Origin of the sequence: Paenibacillus sp. KS-LC4, assembly GCF_036894955.1 — a bacterium.
In the GTDB taxonomy this organism is placed as follows: domain Bacteria; phylum Bacillota; class Bacilli; order Paenibacillales; family Paenibacillaceae; genus Pristimantibacillus.
Map to the genome: position 1 here is coordinate 3,922,975 of NZ_CP145905.1, position 18,106 is coordinate 3,941,080.

General features: G+C 47.9%; 19 protein-coding genes. 6 read left to right on the top strand and 13 right to left on the bottom strand.

What is annotated here, in order from left to right; all coding sequences use genetic code 11:
• Window positions 1-30 precede the first annotated feature (30 nt).
• Together V5J77_RS16460 and V5J77_RS16465 are read right to left on the bottom strand one after the other, a co-directional pair.
• Window positions 31-1,704: an extracellular solute-binding protein gene (locus V5J77_RS16460; protein ID WP_338551914.1), complete on the bottom strand. Its 1,674-nt coding sequence runs from the start codon at window positions 1,702-1,704 to the stop codon at window positions 31-33.
• A 170-nt stretch (window positions 1,705-1,874) separates the two neighbouring features.
• Window positions 1,875-2,309: an Hsp20/alpha crystallin family protein gene (locus tag V5J77_RS16465; RefSeq protein ID WP_338551915.1), complete on the bottom strand. Its 435-nt coding sequence runs from the start codon at window positions 2,307-2,309 to the stop codon at window positions 1,875-1,877.
• Between the two features lie 210 nt (window positions 2,310-2,519).
• Here V5J77_RS16465 and V5J77_RS16470 point away from each other — a divergent pair, with 210 nt between their 5' ends.
• The 6 genes from V5J77_RS16470 (at window position 2,520) to V5J77_RS16495 (ending at window position 4,712) form a co-directional block, all read left to right on the top strand.
• On the top strand, window positions 2,520-2,759 hold the full coding sequence (locus V5J77_RS16470; RefSeq protein WP_046229873.1) for a spore germination protein: 240 nt from the start codon (window positions 2,520-2,522) through the stop codon (window positions 2,757-2,759).
• Window positions 2,756-2,959 carry a spore germination protein GerPB gene (locus V5J77_RS16475; protein WP_046229874.1) on the top strand — a complete coding sequence of 68 codons (204 nt, stop codon included), beginning with the start codon at window positions 2,756-2,758 and terminating at the stop codon, window positions 2,957-2,959. Before V5J77_RS16470 ends, V5J77_RS16475 begins: the two co-directional genes overlap by 4 nt.
• A 17-nt stretch (window positions 2,960-2,976) precedes the next feature.
• Window positions 2,977-3,642, top strand: a complete 666-nt coding sequence (gene gerPC, locus V5J77_RS16480; protein WP_338551916.1) for a spore germination protein GerPC — start codon at window positions 2,977-2,979, stop codon at window positions 3,640-3,642.
• Window positions 3,635-3,850 (top strand): hypothetical protein, encoded by a 216-nt coding sequence (locus V5J77_RS16485; protein ID WP_338551917.1) that lies wholly within the window; start codon window positions 3,635-3,637, stop codon window positions 3,848-3,850. Before gerPC ends, V5J77_RS16485 begins: the two co-directional genes overlap by 8 nt.
• Entirely contained in the window at window positions 3,847-4,374 is a 528-nt protein-coding gene (locus V5J77_RS16490) for a spore germination protein GerPE (RefSeq protein WP_338551918.1), read from the top strand. Before V5J77_RS16485 ends, V5J77_RS16490 begins: the two co-directional genes overlap by 4 nt.
• A gap of 245 nt (window positions 4,375-4,619) precedes the next feature.
• The gene (locus V5J77_RS16495) at window positions 4,620-4,712 is read left to right on the top strand and encodes a dihydroorotate dehydrogenase (RefSeq protein ID WP_099521728.1); all 93 of its coding nucleotides are present in this window, start codon (window positions 4,620-4,622) and stop codon (window positions 4,710-4,712) included.
• A gap of 168 nt (window positions 4,713-4,880) precedes the next feature.
• Here the strand turns inward: V5J77_RS16495 and V5J77_RS16500 are convergent, their stop codons facing one another.
• From V5J77_RS16500 to V5J77_RS16550, 11 genes are all read right to left on the bottom strand, one after another.
• The gene (locus V5J77_RS16500; protein WP_338551919.1) at window positions 4,881-6,557 is read right to left on the bottom strand and encodes an extracellular solute-binding protein; all 1,677 of its coding nucleotides are present in this window, start codon (window positions 6,555-6,557) and stop codon (window positions 4,881-4,883) included.
• A gap of 35 nt (window positions 6,558-6,592) precedes the next feature.
• Window positions 6,593-8,008, bottom strand: a complete 1,416-nt coding sequence (locus V5J77_RS16505; RefSeq protein WP_338551920.1) for a response regulator — start codon at window positions 8,006-8,008, stop codon at window positions 6,593-6,595.
• Window positions 8,001-9,755: a histidine kinase gene (locus V5J77_RS16510; RefSeq protein WP_338551921.1), complete on the bottom strand. Its 1,755-nt coding sequence runs from the start codon at window positions 9,753-9,755 to the stop codon at window positions 8,001-8,003. The genes V5J77_RS16505 and V5J77_RS16510 overlap by 8 nt, the downstream gene beginning before the upstream one ends.
• A gap of 218 nt (window positions 9,756-9,973) precedes the next feature.
• Entirely contained in the window at window positions 9,974-10,117 is a 144-nt protein-coding gene (locus V5J77_RS16515) for a hypothetical protein (RefSeq protein ID WP_338551922.1), read from the bottom strand.
• A 12-nt stretch (window positions 10,118-10,129) separates the two neighbouring features.
• Window positions 10,130-11,917 (bottom strand): ABC transporter substrate-binding protein, encoded by a 1,788-nt coding sequence (locus tag V5J77_RS16520; RefSeq protein WP_338551923.1) that lies wholly within the window; start codon window positions 11,915-11,917, stop codon window positions 10,130-10,132.
• 119 nt (window positions 11,918-12,036) lie between these two features.
• Complete coding sequence (locus V5J77_RS16525) at window positions 12,037-12,936, bottom strand: carbohydrate ABC transporter permease (protein ID WP_338551924.1); 900 nt, start codon at window positions 12,934-12,936, stop codon at window positions 12,037-12,039.
• A 27-nt stretch (window positions 12,937-12,963) separates the two neighbouring features.
• The gene (locus V5J77_RS16530) at window positions 12,964-13,917 is read right to left on the bottom strand and encodes an ABC transporter permease subunit (RefSeq protein ID WP_338551925.1); all 954 of its coding nucleotides are present in this window, start codon (window positions 13,915-13,917) and stop codon (window positions 12,964-12,966) included.
• A gap of 282 nt (window positions 13,918-14,199) precedes the next feature.
• Complete coding sequence (locus tag V5J77_RS16535) at window positions 14,200-14,994, bottom strand: Cof-type HAD-IIB family hydrolase (protein WP_338551926.1); 795 nt, start codon at window positions 14,992-14,994, stop codon at window positions 14,200-14,202.
• A 131-nt stretch (window positions 14,995-15,125) separates the two neighbouring features.
• Window positions 15,126-16,319 (bottom strand): MFS transporter, encoded by a 1,194-nt coding sequence (locus V5J77_RS16540; protein WP_338551927.1) that lies wholly within the window; start codon window positions 16,317-16,319, stop codon window positions 15,126-15,128.
• A gap of 90 nt (window positions 16,320-16,409) precedes the next feature.
• The gene (pyrE, locus tag V5J77_RS16545) at window positions 16,410-17,066 is read right to left on the bottom strand and encodes an orotate phosphoribosyltransferase (RefSeq protein WP_338551928.1); all 657 of its coding nucleotides are present in this window, start codon (window positions 17,064-17,066) and stop codon (window positions 16,410-16,412) included.
• 19 nt (window positions 17,067-17,085) lie between these two features.
• Window positions 17,086-18,105 (bottom strand): cysteine synthase family protein, encoded by a 1,020-nt coding sequence (locus tag V5J77_RS16550; protein WP_338551929.1) that lies wholly within the window; start codon window positions 18,103-18,105, stop codon window positions 17,086-17,088.
• Window position 18,106: the final 1 nt, after the last annotated feature.

Below are 18,106 nucleotides of genomic sequence, written 5' to 3' on the forward strand. Positions count from 1 at the left end.
CCAGCAGACAAAAGTCGAAGAAGCCTCTCCCTACTTCAGATTACTGCCTCTTTCTGCATACCACTGGTTTACCTCCGCTGTGGCGCTGTCTCCGCCCAATTTCTTCCAATCTTTAACAAACCGGTCGAATTCGTCAATGGGACTGCCAAGTATAATATTAACGAAGGTGTCGATTTGAAGATTATACAAAATCGATTGCTTCACAAGCATCGTTTCCGTTGGTGGTCCTACAAAGCTTTCATATAACAGCTGGTCTTTTTTCATATATTCGTCAAGAATGGAAAAAGCGCCAGATGACCCATAAGTCCGCTCCCAGCCCCAGCCTGACTCTTTATTCGCATTTCCAGAACGGGAGATTTCGATATTTTTATAGATGAAACTAGCTTCATCCTTTAAGACCGAATGATCGCCGTTTCCGCCAGCCTCAGCTATTTGGCGATACGCCTCAAGATTTTTCATTGCCGGGAACGGCGTAACTGGAGAAAGCTTCCAGACCGGAAACGGGGAGCTGTAATAGGTTTCATATTCCGCTGTCCCACCCCAGTTCTTCTCCAGATGCAAATTAAAAAGCTTAACAATGGCTTCAGGATGCGGATACCCTTTCCTGACGGCAAAAAAATGGCTCGTGTTGAACCGCAGCGGAACCTTTGGCGCTTCCCCTGATGCAGAAACGATCGGAAATGCCTGCCACTCCGCATTTGGTTCATTAGCACGGCTTAATTGAACCGTAAAAGACCCCCATTGCTCGCCATAAAGCATGCCCACTTTACCGTCAGCAATTAGCTTTTCCTCTTTCAAGCCATCCTTTAGAGCAAATTCGCTATCAAGTTGACCATCCCGATACATATTTTGCAAAACCTTTAACGCCTCTTTCACTTCTGGTTGAATTCCACCATATAAGAGTTTTCCCGACGCATCCTTCATCCATATATTGGGATATGCTTTATAACCAGCCATAAAGCCCGTCAGGCTCATAACGGGATCAAATAAATACTGAGTCACTGCTAGGCCAAACGTATCATTGATGCCATTTTGGTCAGGGTCATTTTCTGTAAACGCTTTCGAAATAGCTAGCACATCGTCCATCGTTTTCGGCGGTTCCAAGCCCAAATTGTTTAGCCAATCTGTACGCAGCCATATAAACATCGCCCCTTCAATAGAGGAGCTTGTCTCTGGTATTCCCATTAGCTTCCCTTCAACCGTTGCTGCTTCAAAGGGGCCCGTTCCCTCTTGGCTTAAAATTTTCTTCGTAAACGTTGAACCATATTGCTCATACGCTTCAGATAAATCCTGAATCAGTCCTGCGTTGCTGAGCATCCTCAGCTCTTGTGCATTGACTTTGACGACATCGGGAATTTTTCCAGAAGCAAAGGCCCCGCTTAGCTTTTGATGATAAAGGTCACCCTTGGCGATCCATTCATATTTGATTTTAATGCCAAGCACCTGTTCATATAAACGAATCCATCTATTATTCTCCAATGTTTCTCCCGGCAATTGACTGATTAAAGCCTCTAAGCCATCGCTACTTTCTCTTGCAAAGGATAGTTCAATAGCTGGATGATAGGGGCTCAGCGCGGGCTCTTCATAGATAGTCCCTCCTTCATGCCTGTTCGAGCTTTCTTTATTAGTGCTGCTGCTATAATCGCATGACGTTAGGAGTTGAACAGACAATAATGCAGCAAGCAAAAGCTTGACCTTGTTCATTATTGGTAACCTCAACAGATGTGCCCCATTTCACATTAGAAAATAACGCCCCAGTCTATGACTCTAATTATCCAAATTACGAGAAGAAACACAATACCCATCTCTTTATTTTGTTACCAATCCTTTACTTTAAAAGCAAATAAAACTTCCGCCCACCCCATGCTTCTACGCTATTCCCGCCACCGAATATCCGCCTCGTAATATTTCCGGCTCACCGGACGCTTGCGCAGCTTCACACGAAGCTCGCCATCCTTCACAATTGCTCTGCACACACGGGCGCGCACCCCAACAGGCAGCTTTATGATTTCTTTCCTATTGCCGGGCAGCCCTTCCACGCGCAGGCGGTCTTCCTTTACCCATAAACGGAGCTCCTCTGAGCGCACATGTGCGGGAAGCGGGTATTTCACGATGATAAATTGCTCACTCTGGGAAAAAGAGTACGGCGAAGCCTGCTCCGCAATAGCTCCGGCAGCTTCAGGCAGCGCTTTGGTCATCATTTTGCGCACAAATTGCTCCACCCAATCTGGCTCACGCAGCACATCAAACCCTTTAGGCAGCTTCTGCCCCTCTACCCAGCGTTCGAGCTCATCCCATTTAGAATCCATCGCTTACCTCCCGCCTCCCAGCCTCTCTCCACTATATGCGTCACCCAGCTAGGCGGATACTTCTTAGCTGCTTCTGCTGCAAAGCAAAAGCAAGAAGACAGGGCATTTCCGTTTGCGCAAGGCTTCAACACCCTATATGCAAGGGAACCTCTGGGCGAATGCCGCATACGATATTACAACCATACACTTAGCAGCAAGGAGGTCTTTGCTATGCCCGCTATAGTCGGCTTTGTAAAAATCGTTAGCGTCGGCTCCAGCTCCATCGTCCAGTTTGGCGACGCCGTGCAAATGTCGCCCTCCAGCACTTCCAAAACCTATGCTGGCTCGGGCTCCTTCCTTACCGGAAGCCTGACGAATTCCAACAACGCCGTAAGCGCCACAAATACGCTTGATCCAGACGTACAGGACGGCACGCAAAATGAAGTAGCAAATGGGGTCAATATCGTATGAATTGGACCGTTCATCAGACGATTACGATTCATCAGCTCCGCGTGGACAGCGTATCGAACAGCTCTGTCCTGCAAATTGGCAGCGCAGGCTCCATTCGCTCCTTGTCCCAGTTGTATAATACGGGCGGCTTCACCGGTCCGGCCGCCCAGCTGGGTGGAGAAAATCCGCTCTCCTTCGTTCCGCTGCCTAATCCGACCTAAGATAGGAGGTTTCAACGATGCAGCAGCAGCAGCAGCCGAATCAACTGTCTCCATGGCAAGCCTGGTCGCTTGACGTCGCAAGGCAGCTCCAATCTCAGCAGGAAAGCATCGCTTCACTTGAGCAGCAGCTTATCGCCATCTGCGAGCAGCTCAAAAGGCTTGAAGCGAAGCCTACTTATAATGTGGAACATTTGCAGTATCATTTTGACCAATTGAAGGTAGAAAAGCTTGAAGGCACGCTCAATATCGGCATGACGCCGCAGGGATCGCCGGATATGAATGGCGATATTGAGCAGATGGCTGTATCCAAGCCGCTCGTCTATCCTGCTCCGCCTAATGGCGCTGCTCAGCCACCCGACCCTTATGCCCCCATACAAAATGATTTGAACCAATATATTGATAACGAAGGCGCTCAGAAGCTCATGCAGATGGAAAAGCAATTTTGCATGCCGCTCGACCCCCATCACCGCAGACTCATTCTGTCCGATATCCGCAGCCAAATGCCTACTCGCATCCAATATTATGCAAGGTCGCTGCCGCGCCAGGAAGGTGTTAGCGAGGAAGCTGCTGCCCTTCAGAACAGAGCTGAGGTATTCGCCAAAACAGCTCGCGATGCCGATGCCGCCATGCTTCAATATATGCAGCAATTACAGAAGGGGGGCGTAAGGGAAACCGATGATTAAATTTATTGTTCACAATGATTGCCTGAGTGTTGGCAAGGTAGACATACTCGGCGTATCCAGCGCATCGCATTTCCAGATCGGCGACAGCGACTATGTTACGCTTTATTCGATTTTTGATACGCCGCCGGAATCTGTTATTGTTGGTCCGCTTGCCCCTTTCCCGGAGCCAGGCAGTGCCAGCAGCGCTATTGGAGAAGACGGGGAATGAAGGTAGACGAAAATCCGAATGACGCATATATTTATAGCTCTGGTTTTACAGCTTCCCCTGCATACGAGCCATTTCCGCTCGATTATCCTATTCGTACAGCTGAGGTTGGCGGATTGACGATTGTCAGCGCCTCAGGGGCGACCATCGTCCAGCTTGGAGATCGCGGGCAATCGACGCCAAAGCTGCGCGCACTAGCCCTGCAGAGGGAAATAGATCATACACGGGCCGGCGATGTTTATTTTGAATCGTATGATCTATTCACCCAGTCGTTTCCGAGCTTCGATGATTTCGACGGCCCTGCTACAGACATCATCCATACAAAGCGCACCAATCATTGTCCGCGCATCATCGTTGGCTGCGTATATATTATTGCTATTGGCTCATCAGCGAGCGTGCAAGCGGGCAATGCGATGGAAACGACCGCCGAATCGCGGATTAAACATATTCGCCAGTTTAAGCGTCCCATTCCAGTGCCAGGGGTCGGCTGTCCGCTTCCTCCTCTCAAGCCTGCGCTGTATAGGTGAATGGCAGCATATTCAACAGCTGTGCGGAACGAATGACTCGCAAGGCAAAATGCCCTTGCCAAGCCTCTGTTCTCTTAGCTAGGCATTAGCTGAAAAGCAGATGTGACGGTACAAACGTCCAATTTTCCCACACGCCTCCGGCATATATTAACCTTGTGAACGAAAGCTTCACGCTAACTAAAACATTCAGGAGGTTGTTAATAGTGGGATACCCTGTAGCAGGCGCTAACGTAGGTTGCGGTCCAATCGCGGGTGCCAACAGCTGTTGGACAAATACGGGCACAATTCTCGTTCTCTTCATTTTGCTTGTTATCATCTTGCGTACCTTCTGCTTCTAAGCCTATTCACACCCTTGCACATTAGCGCATCATGAAACGGCTTGCTTGTATGCCTTAAATCCAGCTTCATCTCAGCAGCATTCGCAAGTAAAAGGGTAGGCGGATACAGACACAGCAATAACCGGCGGGGGGCATGGGGCCCTGCCGGTTATTGCCGTGCGTGTCTAACTATTGCTCCGAAGCAAGCTTCGCTATTTCCTTCGTAATCGTATCCCCGCCCTGCATGCGCCACTGCTTGACGAATTCGTCAAAGCTGTCCAAGCTTTGATCGCCAACAATTATTTTCAAATAGGTCTCATTCTCCAACTGCTCAAGTGTCGCCCATTTTGCCCCCATTGCCGGGGTGGAGCCGTAAAAAACACTATTCACTTTAATCATCGGCGTTTTGCGGATGACACCGACGCCATATTCATAAGCCGCCGCGGGCTTCCATGCATCTAAATTCCCCTTCGGGTTTTGATGCTCCGTCTCCGTCATTTCATACAGCTGGTAAGTATCAGGATCAAGCGTCGCAGGATCACGACGGCCCTCCAGCACGCTCTGCAAATTGTCATACCGTTTGTGTACCGCATCCGAATAATCAAGCAGCAGATCAAAAGGATAATAATGGCGCAGCTGCACACCGGACTGGGACGCATATTCATCCAGCCACTGGGTTTCCTGAATGTTCGGGTCCAGCCTCCGCTCCAGTCGGGTAAATACATTGAGCAGCTTAACGACCGCCTCCGGATATTCGTACCCTTTACGCACGACGAGATAACGATCCGTTACCGGTGCGGTATGTGTTACATACTCGCCATTCGCATCCAGCGGAGCCGCATAAGCGCGCCATTCTGCTTTCGCATCCTGTGCTACTGCCTCTGAGAGCGGCCAATAAGGCACCCACCACGGTCCAAAAAACATCCCTGCCCTGCCGTTCACAATTGGCTGCTCCGACTGTTTGTATAGCACAAACTGATTATCTATCAGTCCCTGCTTATACCAATCTGCCAGCTGGCCGAGCGCGGCTTTGCTCTCCGGCGTAATGGAACCGTATACGACATTGCCGCCTGCATCCCGCGTCCAATTTTTCGGAAAGGCATGGAACGCATGAAAAATAGAATCAAAGCCGCTGGAATTCGGCTTCTGTCCGAATACGACCATTTTGTCACCGGCTATTCCAACCGTATTCGCCTTGCCGTCGCCATCAGGATCACGCTCTACGAAGGCCCGGGCAATTCCCTCAATATCACGCAGCGTCTTCGGCGGCTCCAGCCCCAGACGATCAAGCCAATCCTGGCGAACCCAGAGCAGGGTAACGGCGTCCGTCTCAATCGCCACATTAGGCAAACCGTAAAGCTTACCATCACGCGAAGCCTCCTCCAGCGCCTTACCTCCCGAAGAGGCGTAAATATCGCGCACCAGCTTGGAGCTGTAAGCCTCGTACGTACCCGTTAAATCCTGAATCATATCATTGTCGATCAGCTTCCGCAGCTGCGTGCGGTCAACGACCATCGCATCAGGCATATCATTGCTCCCAATGGCAAAGTTGATTTTCTGCTCAAAGGCCTCTTCGCCCTTCGCTTCCCAAGCATGAATCACCTTAATATTCGTCAGTTGATCCAAGTAGCGGGAAATGGGGTTGTTGTCATTGGTGTCGCTGCCAGACAAACGGGATTCGGGAATTTTGAATCCTACCCGAACGCTGACTCGCTCTGGCATGCTCCCATATGCCAGCGGCTCCGCGCTGCTGTCCGCCAGCGCTTCTCCCTGCAAGCCAGCTGTCTGCGCTGGGCTATTATTACCTGTACAGGCTCCTGTCAGCAGCAGCACCGTCATTATAAGCAAGGCTGCTCTCGCTCTCATTGATCCCCCTCCATTCCCCCTGGATTGCCGCTTGCTCAACCGCCCGTGCGCACTCGCTCGGCTCGAAACTCGCTAGGCAAGCTGCCGACCAGCTCCCGAAACAACTTGCTGAAATATTTATCATCCTCAAAGCCTACCGCGCAAGCAATTTCGTAGACTGGCATTTCTGTCGTGAGCAGCAGCTCCTTCGCGCGCTCCATTCTTATGCCGCGAAGCATGACGCCAAAGGGCATACCCGCAAAACGAGCAAAGCAGCCGCTAAAATAGCTCCGGCTCATTTTCACATAATCCGCCACATCCACCTGATTAAGCTTGCCGGCCGCTTCACGACGAATGTAGACCGTCGCCCGCAGCATGCACTGAAACACCTCTTTGGAAAACGACAGCGCAAGCATTCTGCGCTGGGCATAATCCGAGAAGCGGCGCAGCCAGCTTTTAAAGTCCTGCCAGCAGCGCGTACGAATGAGCTCTGCGCGAAGCCCTTCCGCCTCGCTTGGGTGCATCAGCAGCGAGGACCAGCTCTGGCATAAGCTTATACCAAACTGCTGGAGCTGCTCCGCGCTCGCCCGCAGCTGCTCCAAGCGGCATATGAGCATTTCCCAAGCATCAGGGTAAAGTGCCCAGCGTACATCAGCCATGTCGGCATCAAGCAGTTGAAGCTGCTCCTCCTGATCAGCTGATGCCGTAAACCGCTGCAGCTCGGTAAAGCTCAATTGAATGGTGTCATGCTGGTCGGTCGCCATATAAAACATCGCAATAGCAAAGTGCTCCTCAAGCGAACGCTTCACCTCTGCCAGCTCCTTCTCTTGAAGCCCAGTCACGATAGCATAATGAAACCTGCCCTTTAACAGCTGGGTCAGCTCCCGCTGCCAGTCCGGCTCTGAGGTTAGATGCAGCAGCGGGAACAGCCATAGTCCATGCAGCTCAACCAGCGAAAAATTTTTCAAGGCCGGATGCCGACACAGCTCGTCTTTCCCTGCGCCTTCCGTTAAGGGACAGCACACCAGCGCAGCATCCGCCTTCAGCCGTTCCGATGCGCCGCTTGGCTCCGCTCCTGCTCGAAAGCTGCTTTCCCACCGAAAGCGCTGGGCAATTCTGTGCATCACTTCATCCGCTTTATCAGGCTCAAGCAACGTCTTCACAATGTAATCAATGGCGCCAAGCCGAAGCGCCTCTTGGACATAATCAAACTCATGATGGCAGGTCAGCACAACGCTGCGAATAGCGGGAAAACGCTGCTTGATTTGCTCGATAAGCTCAAAGCCGGATAGCTGCGGCATCGTTATATCGGTGAATACAAGATCGACCTCCGTATGCGTGAGCAGCTCCAGCGCTGCTTTTCCATCCGCCGCCTCGCCTACGATGGATAGGCCAAACTTCGACCAGTCAAATAACGATATAAAGCCTTTGCGAACCAGCCGCTCATCATCGACTACAATCGCTTTAATCATCGAACTCCTCCTTCGCTTTACGCGGAATCACGATGGTTACTACCGTTCCTTGCCCCAGCTCGCTCTCGATGCAAAACTGCATTTGCTCATTATAAAATTGCCTCAGCATTCGGTTCACATAGGACAGTCCGATGCCAAGACCACGCTTCTCCTTGCTGTCATCACCGGACAGCAGCTTTGCAATTGTCTCCGGCTTAATACCGGAGCCATTGTCCTCTACGCGAAGCAGCAGCTCCGCAACGCCGACAGGCTCTATCGTAATTACGATGCGCCCTGTACGGTCGCTCATTCCATGGTAAATGGCATTTTCAACGAGCGGCTGCAGTAGAAAACGCGGAACCGCAACCTTCAGCACCTCATCAGCAACGTTAAGCTCAAATTCGAATTCATAATCATAACGAATGCGCTGCAACTCCATATAATTCGTCATCGCTTCTATCTCTTCATTAACGGTTACAATCAGGCTTTGCTTGCCCAAATTATAATGCAGCACCTTGACGAGCAGCGTGACCAGCTTATCAATTTCCTTCTGCCCATTCATCCGGGCCAGCCACTGCACGGTATTAAGCGTATTATGCAAAAAATGCGGATTGATTTGGCTCAGCAGCTTTTCAACTTCAAATTGCCCTTTTTGCTTTTCCTTGTAGGCAACCTCGGCGATTAAATCATTAACCGTCGTTTTCATATTTTGAAAATTGTTAAGCACGAAGTCAAACTCCTCGACATTGGTAAAAGAAACGGGGCTTGTGCGGTTTTCCGCCATACGCACAATTTCTACATTGACCTTGCGCAGTGGACGATAAATTTGCTTCAAAATAAACAGCGCCAGCAACAGCGCGAAGACGAGCGTGGAGCAACCTAGCACAAGCATTTTACTAAGCCAGGCATTCCTTTCGCTGTTGAAAGCTGATTTGCTGACAACGGCGATAAGCTGCCAGCCTTGGGCGCTCGGATAACGGAACAAATGATAGTCCGCTACCTCCATATGCAGCTCGGGAAACCCGGAGGCTACCGCTTCGCGCACCTGAGCCGGCATGCTTTCATCCTCCATATACGTCATGCTGCCCTGCTCATTGACAAGCACATGCGTAACCTTCATGCCGTAGGTTTGCTGCTGCAAAATGCTGCGAAATAAATTGTAATTCGTTTCCAAGTAAATATACAGCTTTTGCCCGCCGTCTACACGAACGATCCGCTGCTCAGAAAACACCATATTGCTGCTGGAGCTGTACTGCGTTTGATGCGGCCCATAATAATCCGCACCATTATAATGAATAAACAAGGGCAGCACGCTGCTGTCAAAGTTCGGATTCATGGCTAAATTGGAAAACAGCACTGGATTTTCTTCGTCTGGCATAATGTAAGCCGTCAAGCCCAAATAGGGATTTGTAAAATTAACGAGATTGATTTTCTGATCAATGGCGGTCATCATTTGTGATTTTCGGGAAATTTGCCGCTCCTGCAAAAAATCGGAAACCTCATCCACAATTTGACCATCGAGCGCAAATTGCTTGGAAGCAAAATCAAGATTGTTGATAGCGTTTTCAAGGTTAACCGCCTCTTGGCCAAGGCTGGCGCTAATTCCGCTTTGAATTTTGTTTGAGAAAATCGCATAGATGGAGGAATACGTCAGAAAGCCGACCAGAACGAGCGGCAGCAGGCAGCCCAGCATCACATAAAATATTAATGTGCGCCGCAAGGAACGTGCTGCAAAGCGGTTGTGAAGCACAGGATGATGTGCTGACATCGCGGGCTGATCCCTCTCTTTCAGGCCTATCGCTGACAGACTTGTATGATTGACGATTATTTACTAAGGCTAGAAAATCTTGTTTTTATCTTACGATTGGGTTGCCATTAATGCAAGGGGGGGAATGGACGCTTTTTGCGCTTTCCCTTGATGCAGGACGTAATTAGCCCCGCCAATGGCGGGGCTATAAAAGAAGCAACGATTAGTTGCTAAAGCCTTCAGATCCTATGCTGCTTGCTGCCTGCTGCCTGCTGCCTGCTGCCTGCTGCCTGCTGCCTGCTGCCTGCTGCCTGCTGCCTGCTGCCTGCTGCCTGCTGCCTGCTGCCTGCTGCCTGCTGCCTGCTGCCTGCTGCCTGCTGCATATAGTACACTGCTTACTGCTTGCGGTAGCCGAATACTTTTTTATTTTGCTCGACGTTCCACGCCAGCACCTCATCATACCCAAGACCCTTCGCCTTATCGAGCATTTCCTGACGCAGCTTGTTGAACTCAGCTTCGTTTTTCGCATAAACCATTTTCCACGAAAATTGCCTAATTACCTGTGCCACTTGGCCGCGCTTCTGCTCCAGCTCATCGCTGATGACAGCAGGTGGCGTGCCAGTGAACAGCGGACGCATAATCGTCAGCTGATTATTTTTCTCCAAATAATCCTTAGCTGTCAGAGCGCCACCCATCGCAGCTCTCCAGTTCTGATCCAGCTTCGTAGGTGCCTTCTCAAGCGTTGACTGCCATAGATTGTAATCGTAAGGCTCGCCATTGTCTGGGTTAATGTTTGTCATTTTAAAGGTCGTATTGTTCAGCTGGCTCATGCCGTCCTTCCACGTCCCGCCGCCAAACTCTTCCGGCAAGGCTGTGTCGTTTGCTGGAAGCACCTGCTCGCCAAAAGCAGTCAATACCGGCTTGCCATCCTTCAGCTCCCAGTTCAGTCCCTCTGGCCCGTTGTTAGCAATCATATTGCCTTCAGGGCTATAAAGCCAATCAATGAACTCGAGCACGCGATCAGGGTGCTTCGTTTTTGAACCGATCGCCCAAACGCGGTTGCCTCCATAAGGGTCATAGCCATAAGAGAATGTCCGTTCTTCCTTGAACGGAACGAGTGCAAAGCCTTTCCCTTCTGCCATATGCTCAGCTGTATTGTACGTGTCATCGAGCCATGGGAAGAAGGTGAACAACAGCTGACCATCCTTCATTTTATTTACAACATCCTCAAACTTCTGCGTCATGGAATCTGGATCAACCAGCCCCATTTGATTCGCGTCAAAATAAAGCTTGAGTCCGCGCATGTAATAGCCATCTTCATCCAGCACACCCTGATATTCGTCCTTGTCCCCCGAAACGAGCGTGAAGCCGCCAGGATTAAAGCCGTCGCCTTCATCAAAGCCATGAAGACCAGCCCATGCTTTCGTCAGCACCATCATATTGCCATCCCAATCTGCCCACATTGAGAATGCATAGGTCGGACGGCCGGATTCACTCTTCGGCTCCAGCTCCTGCATTTGCTTGAGCACCGGCAAATAATCCTCCATCGTATTGATTTCCGGCCTGCCTAGCTTCTCATACAAATCCCAGCGCAAATTCGGGTTGTAGGTCAAATCCTTCGCTTCGGACGGACCAGGCTTGTCGTCGCCAACATCGAAGCCGATGCCGTAGACGCTGGAGCCGCCGCCAAAGTTCGCTTTGTTTTTCTCAATCGCCTTCGGCGCATATTTTAAAATATTTTGGCCCTTGCTTTCCAGCAAACCATCCTTCGTCCAATCTACAAGCATGCCTGCTTTAATCGAATCCAAATACTTCTGGCCGTCATCGCCAAAAATAATCAAATCGCCAAGATTGCCTGCCGCCATCATCGTAGCGAATTTGACATCCCCGCCGCCTTCGAGATTGGAAGCAATAATATTCAACTTAATATTGAATTTATCTTTAATGACTTTTGCAAACCAGCCCGTCTGCTCCCCCGAGAAATTGGACAGCATCGAGAACACATCAAGTGTAATTTCTTCTCGCTGGTTGCCGCCTGCCGCCTCGGTCCCGCCGCCCGCAGATGGCGCCGTGCTATTCGTGCTGCCCGGTCCATTATTTGTGTTCGACGTGCAGGCTGCTGTAGATACGATTAACAGCGTCGCCGCTATGAGCAAGGAAAAAGTTTTACGAAATGATTTCAATGCAGTTGCCTCCCTTTTTTATTATGCTGGTACCCGACCTCGAACTCGACTTTGGCAGGCCACCCCCTTTCAATGCCTGTTCATAATGGATGACCGATTGCTAAAGATCCATCTCGCCCTTACCCTTTAACCGCACCAATCATAATGCCTTTGACAAAATATCGCTGGAAAAACGGATATACGAACAAAATCGGCAGCACGACAATCATCGAAACCGTCGTTCGTATAGAGGTAGCCGTCTGCTGATTCGTCAGGTCGATATTGCCTACCGCGCCCTGGGAATTGCGAATTATCGCAGCGAGCGAGGTCGATTCGTTCAAATACTTGTAGAGCACAAATTGCAGCGTAAACAGCTTGCTGTTCGTCATGAGGAACACGGTGTCAATAAAGGAGTTCCACTGGCTGACGGCCGAAAAAATCGCGATGGTTGCCGCAATCGGCGTAATGAGCGGCATAATGATTTTGCTGAAAATAACGATGTAGCCCGCCCCATCCATTTCCGCCGACTCCTCCAGCACATCCGGAATGGATTCCACGAACGTTTTGACGAGAATGACATAAAACGGCGAGACGACTGCTGGCAAAATATACGCCCAGAAGTTGTTCGTCATATTCAGCTTCATCATAATGATGTACCACGGAATGATGCCCGCATTAAAATACATCGTAATGATGACAAATCGGTACCAGAAGCTTCTGGCCCACATTTTGCGCTTCGTAAATAAATAGCCAAGAAAGGCCGAAGCCGCGACGGTGAGCAGCGTGCCAATAATCGTTCTCCCGCCCGAGACAAGCGCCGCTTGCGCCAGTCCCTTTAATTGCAGCACCTGAATGTAGTTGTCAAAATGAATCATTTTCGGATATAAGGTAACGAGCCCTCGGGCGCTGAGATCGTTGCTGCTGATCGTATTAATAAACAGATAATAAAAGGGAAACAAGCAAAGCAGCGTAAACAAGGTGAAAAATCCATAATTGCAAATATGGAACAGAAAGTCCCCAAGCCGGCGTTGCGTGTGCATGCGCCTCCTCCTTTCCTCTCGCTTAAGTTAGATGATTGATTCCCCGCGAACGATTTTGGATAGCTGATTAGCGAAAAATAGCAGCACAATGCTTATGATTGATTTGAGCATGCTGATCGCCGTTGCAAACGAGAAGTTGAAGCCGAGCATTCCCGTGTTATACACATATAGGTCGAGCACCTCAATATGATCCTTGTTGATTGCATTTTGGAAGACGAAAAATTGCTCCATGCCATTATTAATGAAATTCGCGATGGAGAGCAGCAGCAGGACAAAATACGTCGGCATCAGCCCCGGCACCGTAATATGCCAGATCATTCGAAAACGGCCCGCGCCATCTACCTTTGCCGCATCATATTGCTCTTGATCAATAGAGGAAATGGCTGCGATATACATAATGGCTCCCCAGCCTAGCCCCTTCCATAAGCCCCACAGCGTCATCGCCAGCCAGGTGTGGTCGTCCTGCGCCAAATAGTTGATGCCCGTTTCCTGAAAGCCAAGAGCAATCATCCATTTATTGACGACACCGCTATCTACTGAAAACATCATGAAGGCTATCGAATAAACAAGCACCCAGCTAATGAAATTAGGCAGCGTTGTGAGCACCTGTACCGTTTTCTTATACCAGGTTGTGCGAATTTCAGTGAGCATGATGGCGAAAATAACCGGGAACACGGATGTTAAAATGCCGAGTGTACTCATCGCAAGCGTATTGCGCATTACCCGCATAACCTCTTGCGTCTGGGTCGGATTGGAGAATATCGCCTTGAACCACTGCAGGCCGACGAACGGCGTCTCCGAAAGCGGAAACCCGGGGCGATAATTGTAGAAGGAATATAACCAGCCGTACAGCGGAAAGTAGCTAAACAATAAAATCAGCACGAGGAACGGAGAAGCAAATAAAAACAAACGGAATTTGTCCGGTATGAAGCTGCCGCTGCGCCGAGACATCGAGCTTTGCGGACGGATAGCCGCCTTCATGTAATCCCTCCTGTAAAGATGTCGCAACCGCCTGCCGGGCTTTCATTTCCAGTAAGCGCTTACCGAAAAAGAATTCACTAGCACCTCGCGGTTGATCTTGCCTTTAGTTTAGCCTGAATAGCCCTGCACCAGAGAGTGACAGCTGTTTCCGCTCAAGAGAATGTCGTTTGGTATATTTAAACGAAATTCTCCCTTTAGTGAACCAAATTCCTACCTTCTCCTTCTTGCCTGCTAACAAAATAAAAGCCGCATGGCGTTTACACCCCATGCGGCTTGGAAATTTTAAAAGCAATATTTTTGCAAGGCGTGGTACACGCCATCCTCATTATTTGACAATGTAATATCGTCTGCCAAACGCTTTAACTCCTCCGGAGAATTATCCATCGCAATGCCTAGCCCAGCAAACTCCAGCATCGTTATATCATTATAGTAGTTTCCAATCGCTAAAATTTCCGCTTTCTTTACGCCTCTCTGCTCGGCAAGGTTTTTCAAGGCATTTCCCTTATCCGCTTGAATATTCAATACATCTATAAAGGTATCCGCCGACCTTGTAATATTCAGCTCCTGGCCCAGGACGCTTAAATCAATTTGCAATTGATTTAATTGTTCACTTGTCCCAATACAGGTGAATTTAATTAATGGATCGGCAAGACGATCCATTTGCGGGAGCGATCTAGGGTGAATATAAAAACTGGCGTATATATCACCTATTTCTTTACTCATCTGCTCCACCTTATCCACATAAAGATCAAACGGCGTGTTTATATCAAAATGAATTTGGTGTGTTCGGCAATAGCTCATAAAGCTTTCAAGTTGAGGAGCGTTTATCGCATATTGATTTATAATCTGATTATTTGCAAAATCGATCGTAATCGCTCCATTGAACGTTATGCCGACACCATTTATGCCAATGATGTCTGTATAAAATTTTGTGCTTGTCGGTCCTCTGCCGGTACATAATACGACCTCAGAGCCTAATGAGGATAGTTCCTTAATAATAGCTATACTTTTATCTGAAATAATATGATTATCATTTAATAAGGTACCGTCCATATCAATTGCGATCAACTTATACATTGCTGTAAAATTCCCTCCAGTTAGTCCTTATTTCCAATATCTGCATGTTCTACTTCCAAATGCAAGCTGCACTATCCATTTACGCTTGACCATTATATATAAAAGTTTCATAAATTTCCACTATTATTAAGTCAACCCGCATATTTCTTCTTCCCCTCTACTTCTGAGGTTACGTCAGTTGAAGCCGCTTGTTGTTTTTTTAAAGCGAAAAATCCTAGCAAAGCGATAAACACGGACAATGCAGCAAACACATACATATAGCTTCCGCCATAATTTTGCTGAACCGCACCGCCTATAGACCCTCCCAAAATGCCCGATACGCCTAAAAATATCATAGCCAGCAGCGATTGGGCCGTTGTTCTAAACTGCTTTGGCACCACCAATACCATATAATTTACGGCTGATGCCCAGAACAGGCTGTAGGTTATCGCTTGAAACAGCTGCAAAACTAAAATAATAGAGGGCTCGGTCGTAAATACATAGCAAGCCCATCGAATGATATAAAACAAAGACGCCGCAATTATCAGCTTTAAGGGATGAAACCATTTCAATAGTTTAGCTGACATAGAAAAACCAATAATTTCACTCATACCAATGATGGCCCATGCCCAGGAAATCATAGCATCAGTTGCGCCCATTTCTTTAAAATAAATAGAGAATAACGCATCATTCATGCGATGGGGAACCGCTAAAAACAATAAAAAAATCAAAAACATAAATATGCTTTTATTCCCTATTAACTGTACAATATCTCTCCAATTAAAACGACTATTCTCCTGTCCATCCACTTCATTTAAATTTATTAAAATAAGGACGGCGGCAAACCAAATGGGAAAATAGATTTTGATTAGAGCATCTAGTCCTCCAATAAGCTCAAAATAGGCGCCAAGGAATACAGCGACTATACAAAAGCCAATCGAGCCCCACAAACGGATCGTACTATATGTACTTTTAAAGCTTTCGGCTATTTTTACAGTGAGCGTGTCCACCAGTGGAATGGCGGAAAGGAAAAACATAAACAAAGACACGACGAAAACAACCGAAAACAGCTTGCTGCTAATATAAAACAAACCAACTGCACTAGCTCCTGTCAAGCACCATAGAAGCAATAAAATTCTCTTGCCTGCATGCCATTTATCGCTAATAAAACCTACTATTGGTTGAAGAAAAATCGCAAAAAATGGCCCTACCATCAGCACCAGCCCAATTTGAGCTATGCTGAAGCCCCTCTCTGAAAGCAGTAACGGAAGGTAGGGAAGCAGAATAGCAAATGTTGAAAACACTAAAAAATTTAAAGCTTTAATTTGTATCATTACTTTACCCATAGTCATCCCCTATCCTATGCTAGTTTGACTTTCCTATATTTAAAAAAGAAGCCCATTTCAAGCTGAAATGACTTCTTTTCATTTGATTTCTTATTTTCCGTACACCTTTAGGTAGTCCTTGATTTTTTCTACATTTTGCTCTATATCCGCAGCCTCGGACATGTAGGCTACAACATCGGTTATACGAGCTACGACATATATTTTCACACTGTAGGCTTTGCTCGCCTCCTCCAATGCGGATAATGCCGTTTCAGAGCCTTTTTCTTCTCTGTCTAATGCCACCAGAAATGCCGTTAATATTCCACCCTCATTTTCAACTAGCTGCTTCGTCTCTTTAATGGTTCTGCCTGATGTAAGCACATCATCTACCGCAAGTATCCTTTTGCCCGCAAGCGTTGCTCCGATTATATTTCCGCCCTCTCCGTATTGCTTCTGCAGCTTGCGATTGAAGGCAAAACCTACATTGCCCGCATCATTATTATGCAAGGCCAGTGCAGTAGTTAACGCTATCGGTATCCCTTTATAGGCAGGCCCAAAAATGATATCGAAATCAATCTTTTCCTTCACAATCGTGTCTGCATAAAAGCTTCCCAGACGCGCTAGCATCGCAGAGTCATTGAAGGAGCCAAAATTAAAAAAATAGGGACTCACTCTTCCTGATTTCAATGTGAACTCACCAAATTTAATAATGCCATCATCGACTATAAATTTTGCAAAGTCTTCACTAATATTTCGAATCTCTTTCACCTTCCATTCCTACAGACGTTTAGGATAAAACATTCGATTTCATTTCCAAGGAATCAAACACTTTATTTTGAATCGTATTTTGCAGCTCAGAACGGTCAAGCAGCGTTATATTTTTTTCAATCAGCCAATTGTCATCGTAAAACTGATCCAAATAATTGATTCCTGTATCAGGTATAATCGCAACAGCCGTTTTTGAATCACTTTGATTCAGCCAAGCTAGAGCCGCTACTACCGTCAAGCCGCCAGACCCCCCCATTAAAATGCCGTGATGCCGGGCTAATAAACGACACATCGAAATCGCTTCCTGGTCACTGGCAATGCACACCTGATCCAGCACAGAAATATCTGTATTATCGCTTCTCCAGCTTAGCCCTACACCATTAATCAAATAAGGAGAAAATTTTTCTCGGAACACAGCCGAACCCGCTACATCACAAGCAACGATTTTCACATCCGGCCTCCGCTCCTTCACGTATTTCCCAATTCCACAAAGATGCCCGCCTGTGCTGACTGCGCCAATAACAGCATCTACCGGCAAGTCTACGATTTCCAAGGCTGTTGTTTGGGAATGGTATTGCGGATTTTGTGGATTATCATATTGATTTGTCCAGTATGCGTTAGGAAATTTTTGGAGCAGCTCCTGAACGCGGTTTAGTCGAGCCCGTTGATAGCCTCCGTCCGCTGCCGGTGAAGTCACCATGCTGATTTCTGCCCCATAGGCCTGATACCACTTCAGCAAGCTTTCGCTTACTTTAGGATCAACGACAATAATGACGCGAAACCCATAAACGGCTCCCAGCATAGCGAGGGATTTCCCAAGATTGCCTGAGGTTGATTCTACCAATATACTGTCATGATTTAATTGCCCTGAAGCAAGCGCCGCTTTTACTAAACCAAGAGCTGTTCGATCCTTAATGCTAAAGTTAGGATTAAAGTAATCCAGCTTTAAATATAGGCTTTTACCGTTGGGAACTAAATCGTCATTTAGAGCTAAAACCGGCGTGTTTCCAATACATTCCGTAATATTGTCGTATATCATT

Coding starts and splice junctions, on each gene's coding strand:
- V5J77_RS16460 (WP_338551914.1), bottom strand. CDS start 1,704: ATGAACAAGGTCAAGCTTTTGCTTGCTGCATTATTGTCTGTTCAACTC.
- V5J77_RS16465 (WP_338551915.1), bottom strand. CDS start 2,309: ATGGATTCTAAATGGGATGAGCTCGAACGCTGGGTAGAGGGGCAGAAG.
- V5J77_RS16470 (WP_046229873.1), top strand. CDS start 2,520: ATGCCCGCTATAGTCGGCTTTGTAAAAATCGTTAGCGTCGGCTCCAGC.
- V5J77_RS16475 (WP_046229874.1), top strand. CDS start 2,756: ATGAATTGGACCGTTCATCAGACGATTACGATTCATCAGCTCCGCGTG.
- gerPC (WP_338551916.1), top strand. CDS start 2,977: ATGCAGCAGCAGCAGCAGCCGAATCAACTGTCTCCATGGCAAGCCTGG.
- V5J77_RS16485 (WP_338551917.1), top strand. CDS start 3,635: ATGATTAAATTTATTGTTCACAATGATTGCCTGAGTGTTGGCAAGGTA.
- V5J77_RS16490 (WP_338551918.1), top strand. CDS start 3,847: ATGAAGGTAGACGAAAATCCGAATGACGCATATATTTATAGCTCTGGT.
- V5J77_RS16500 (WP_338551919.1), bottom strand. CDS start 6,557: ATGAGAGCGAGAGCAGCCTTGCTTATAATGACGGTGCTGCTGCTGACA.
- V5J77_RS16505 (WP_338551920.1), bottom strand. CDS start 8,008: ATGATTAAAGCGATTGTAGTCGATGATGAGCGGCTGGTTCGCAAAGGC.
- V5J77_RS16510 (WP_338551921.1), bottom strand. CDS start 9,755: ATGTCAGCACATCATCCTGTGCTTCACAACCGCTTTGCAGCACGTTCC.
- V5J77_RS16515 (WP_338551922.1), bottom strand. CDS start 10,117: ATGCAGCAGGCAGCAGGCAGCAGGCAGCAGGCAGCAGGCAGCAGGCAG.
- V5J77_RS16525 (WP_338551924.1), bottom strand. CDS start 12,936: ATGCACACGCAACGCCGGCTTGGGGACTTTCTGTTCCATATTTGCAAT.
- V5J77_RS16530 (WP_338551925.1), bottom strand. CDS start 13,917: ATGAAGGCGGCTATCCGTCCGCAAAGCTCGATGTCTCGGCGCAGCGGC.
- V5J77_RS16535 (WP_338551926.1), bottom strand. CDS start 14,994: ATGTATAAGTTGATCGCAATTGATATGGACGGTACCTTATTAAATGAT.
- V5J77_RS16540 (WP_338551927.1), bottom strand. CDS start 16,319: ATGGGTAAAGTAATGATACAAATTAAAGCTTTAAATTTTTTAGTGTTT.
- V5J77_RS16550 (WP_338551929.1), bottom strand. CDS start 18,105: ATGATATACGACAATATTACGGAATGTATTGGAAACACGCCGGTTTTA.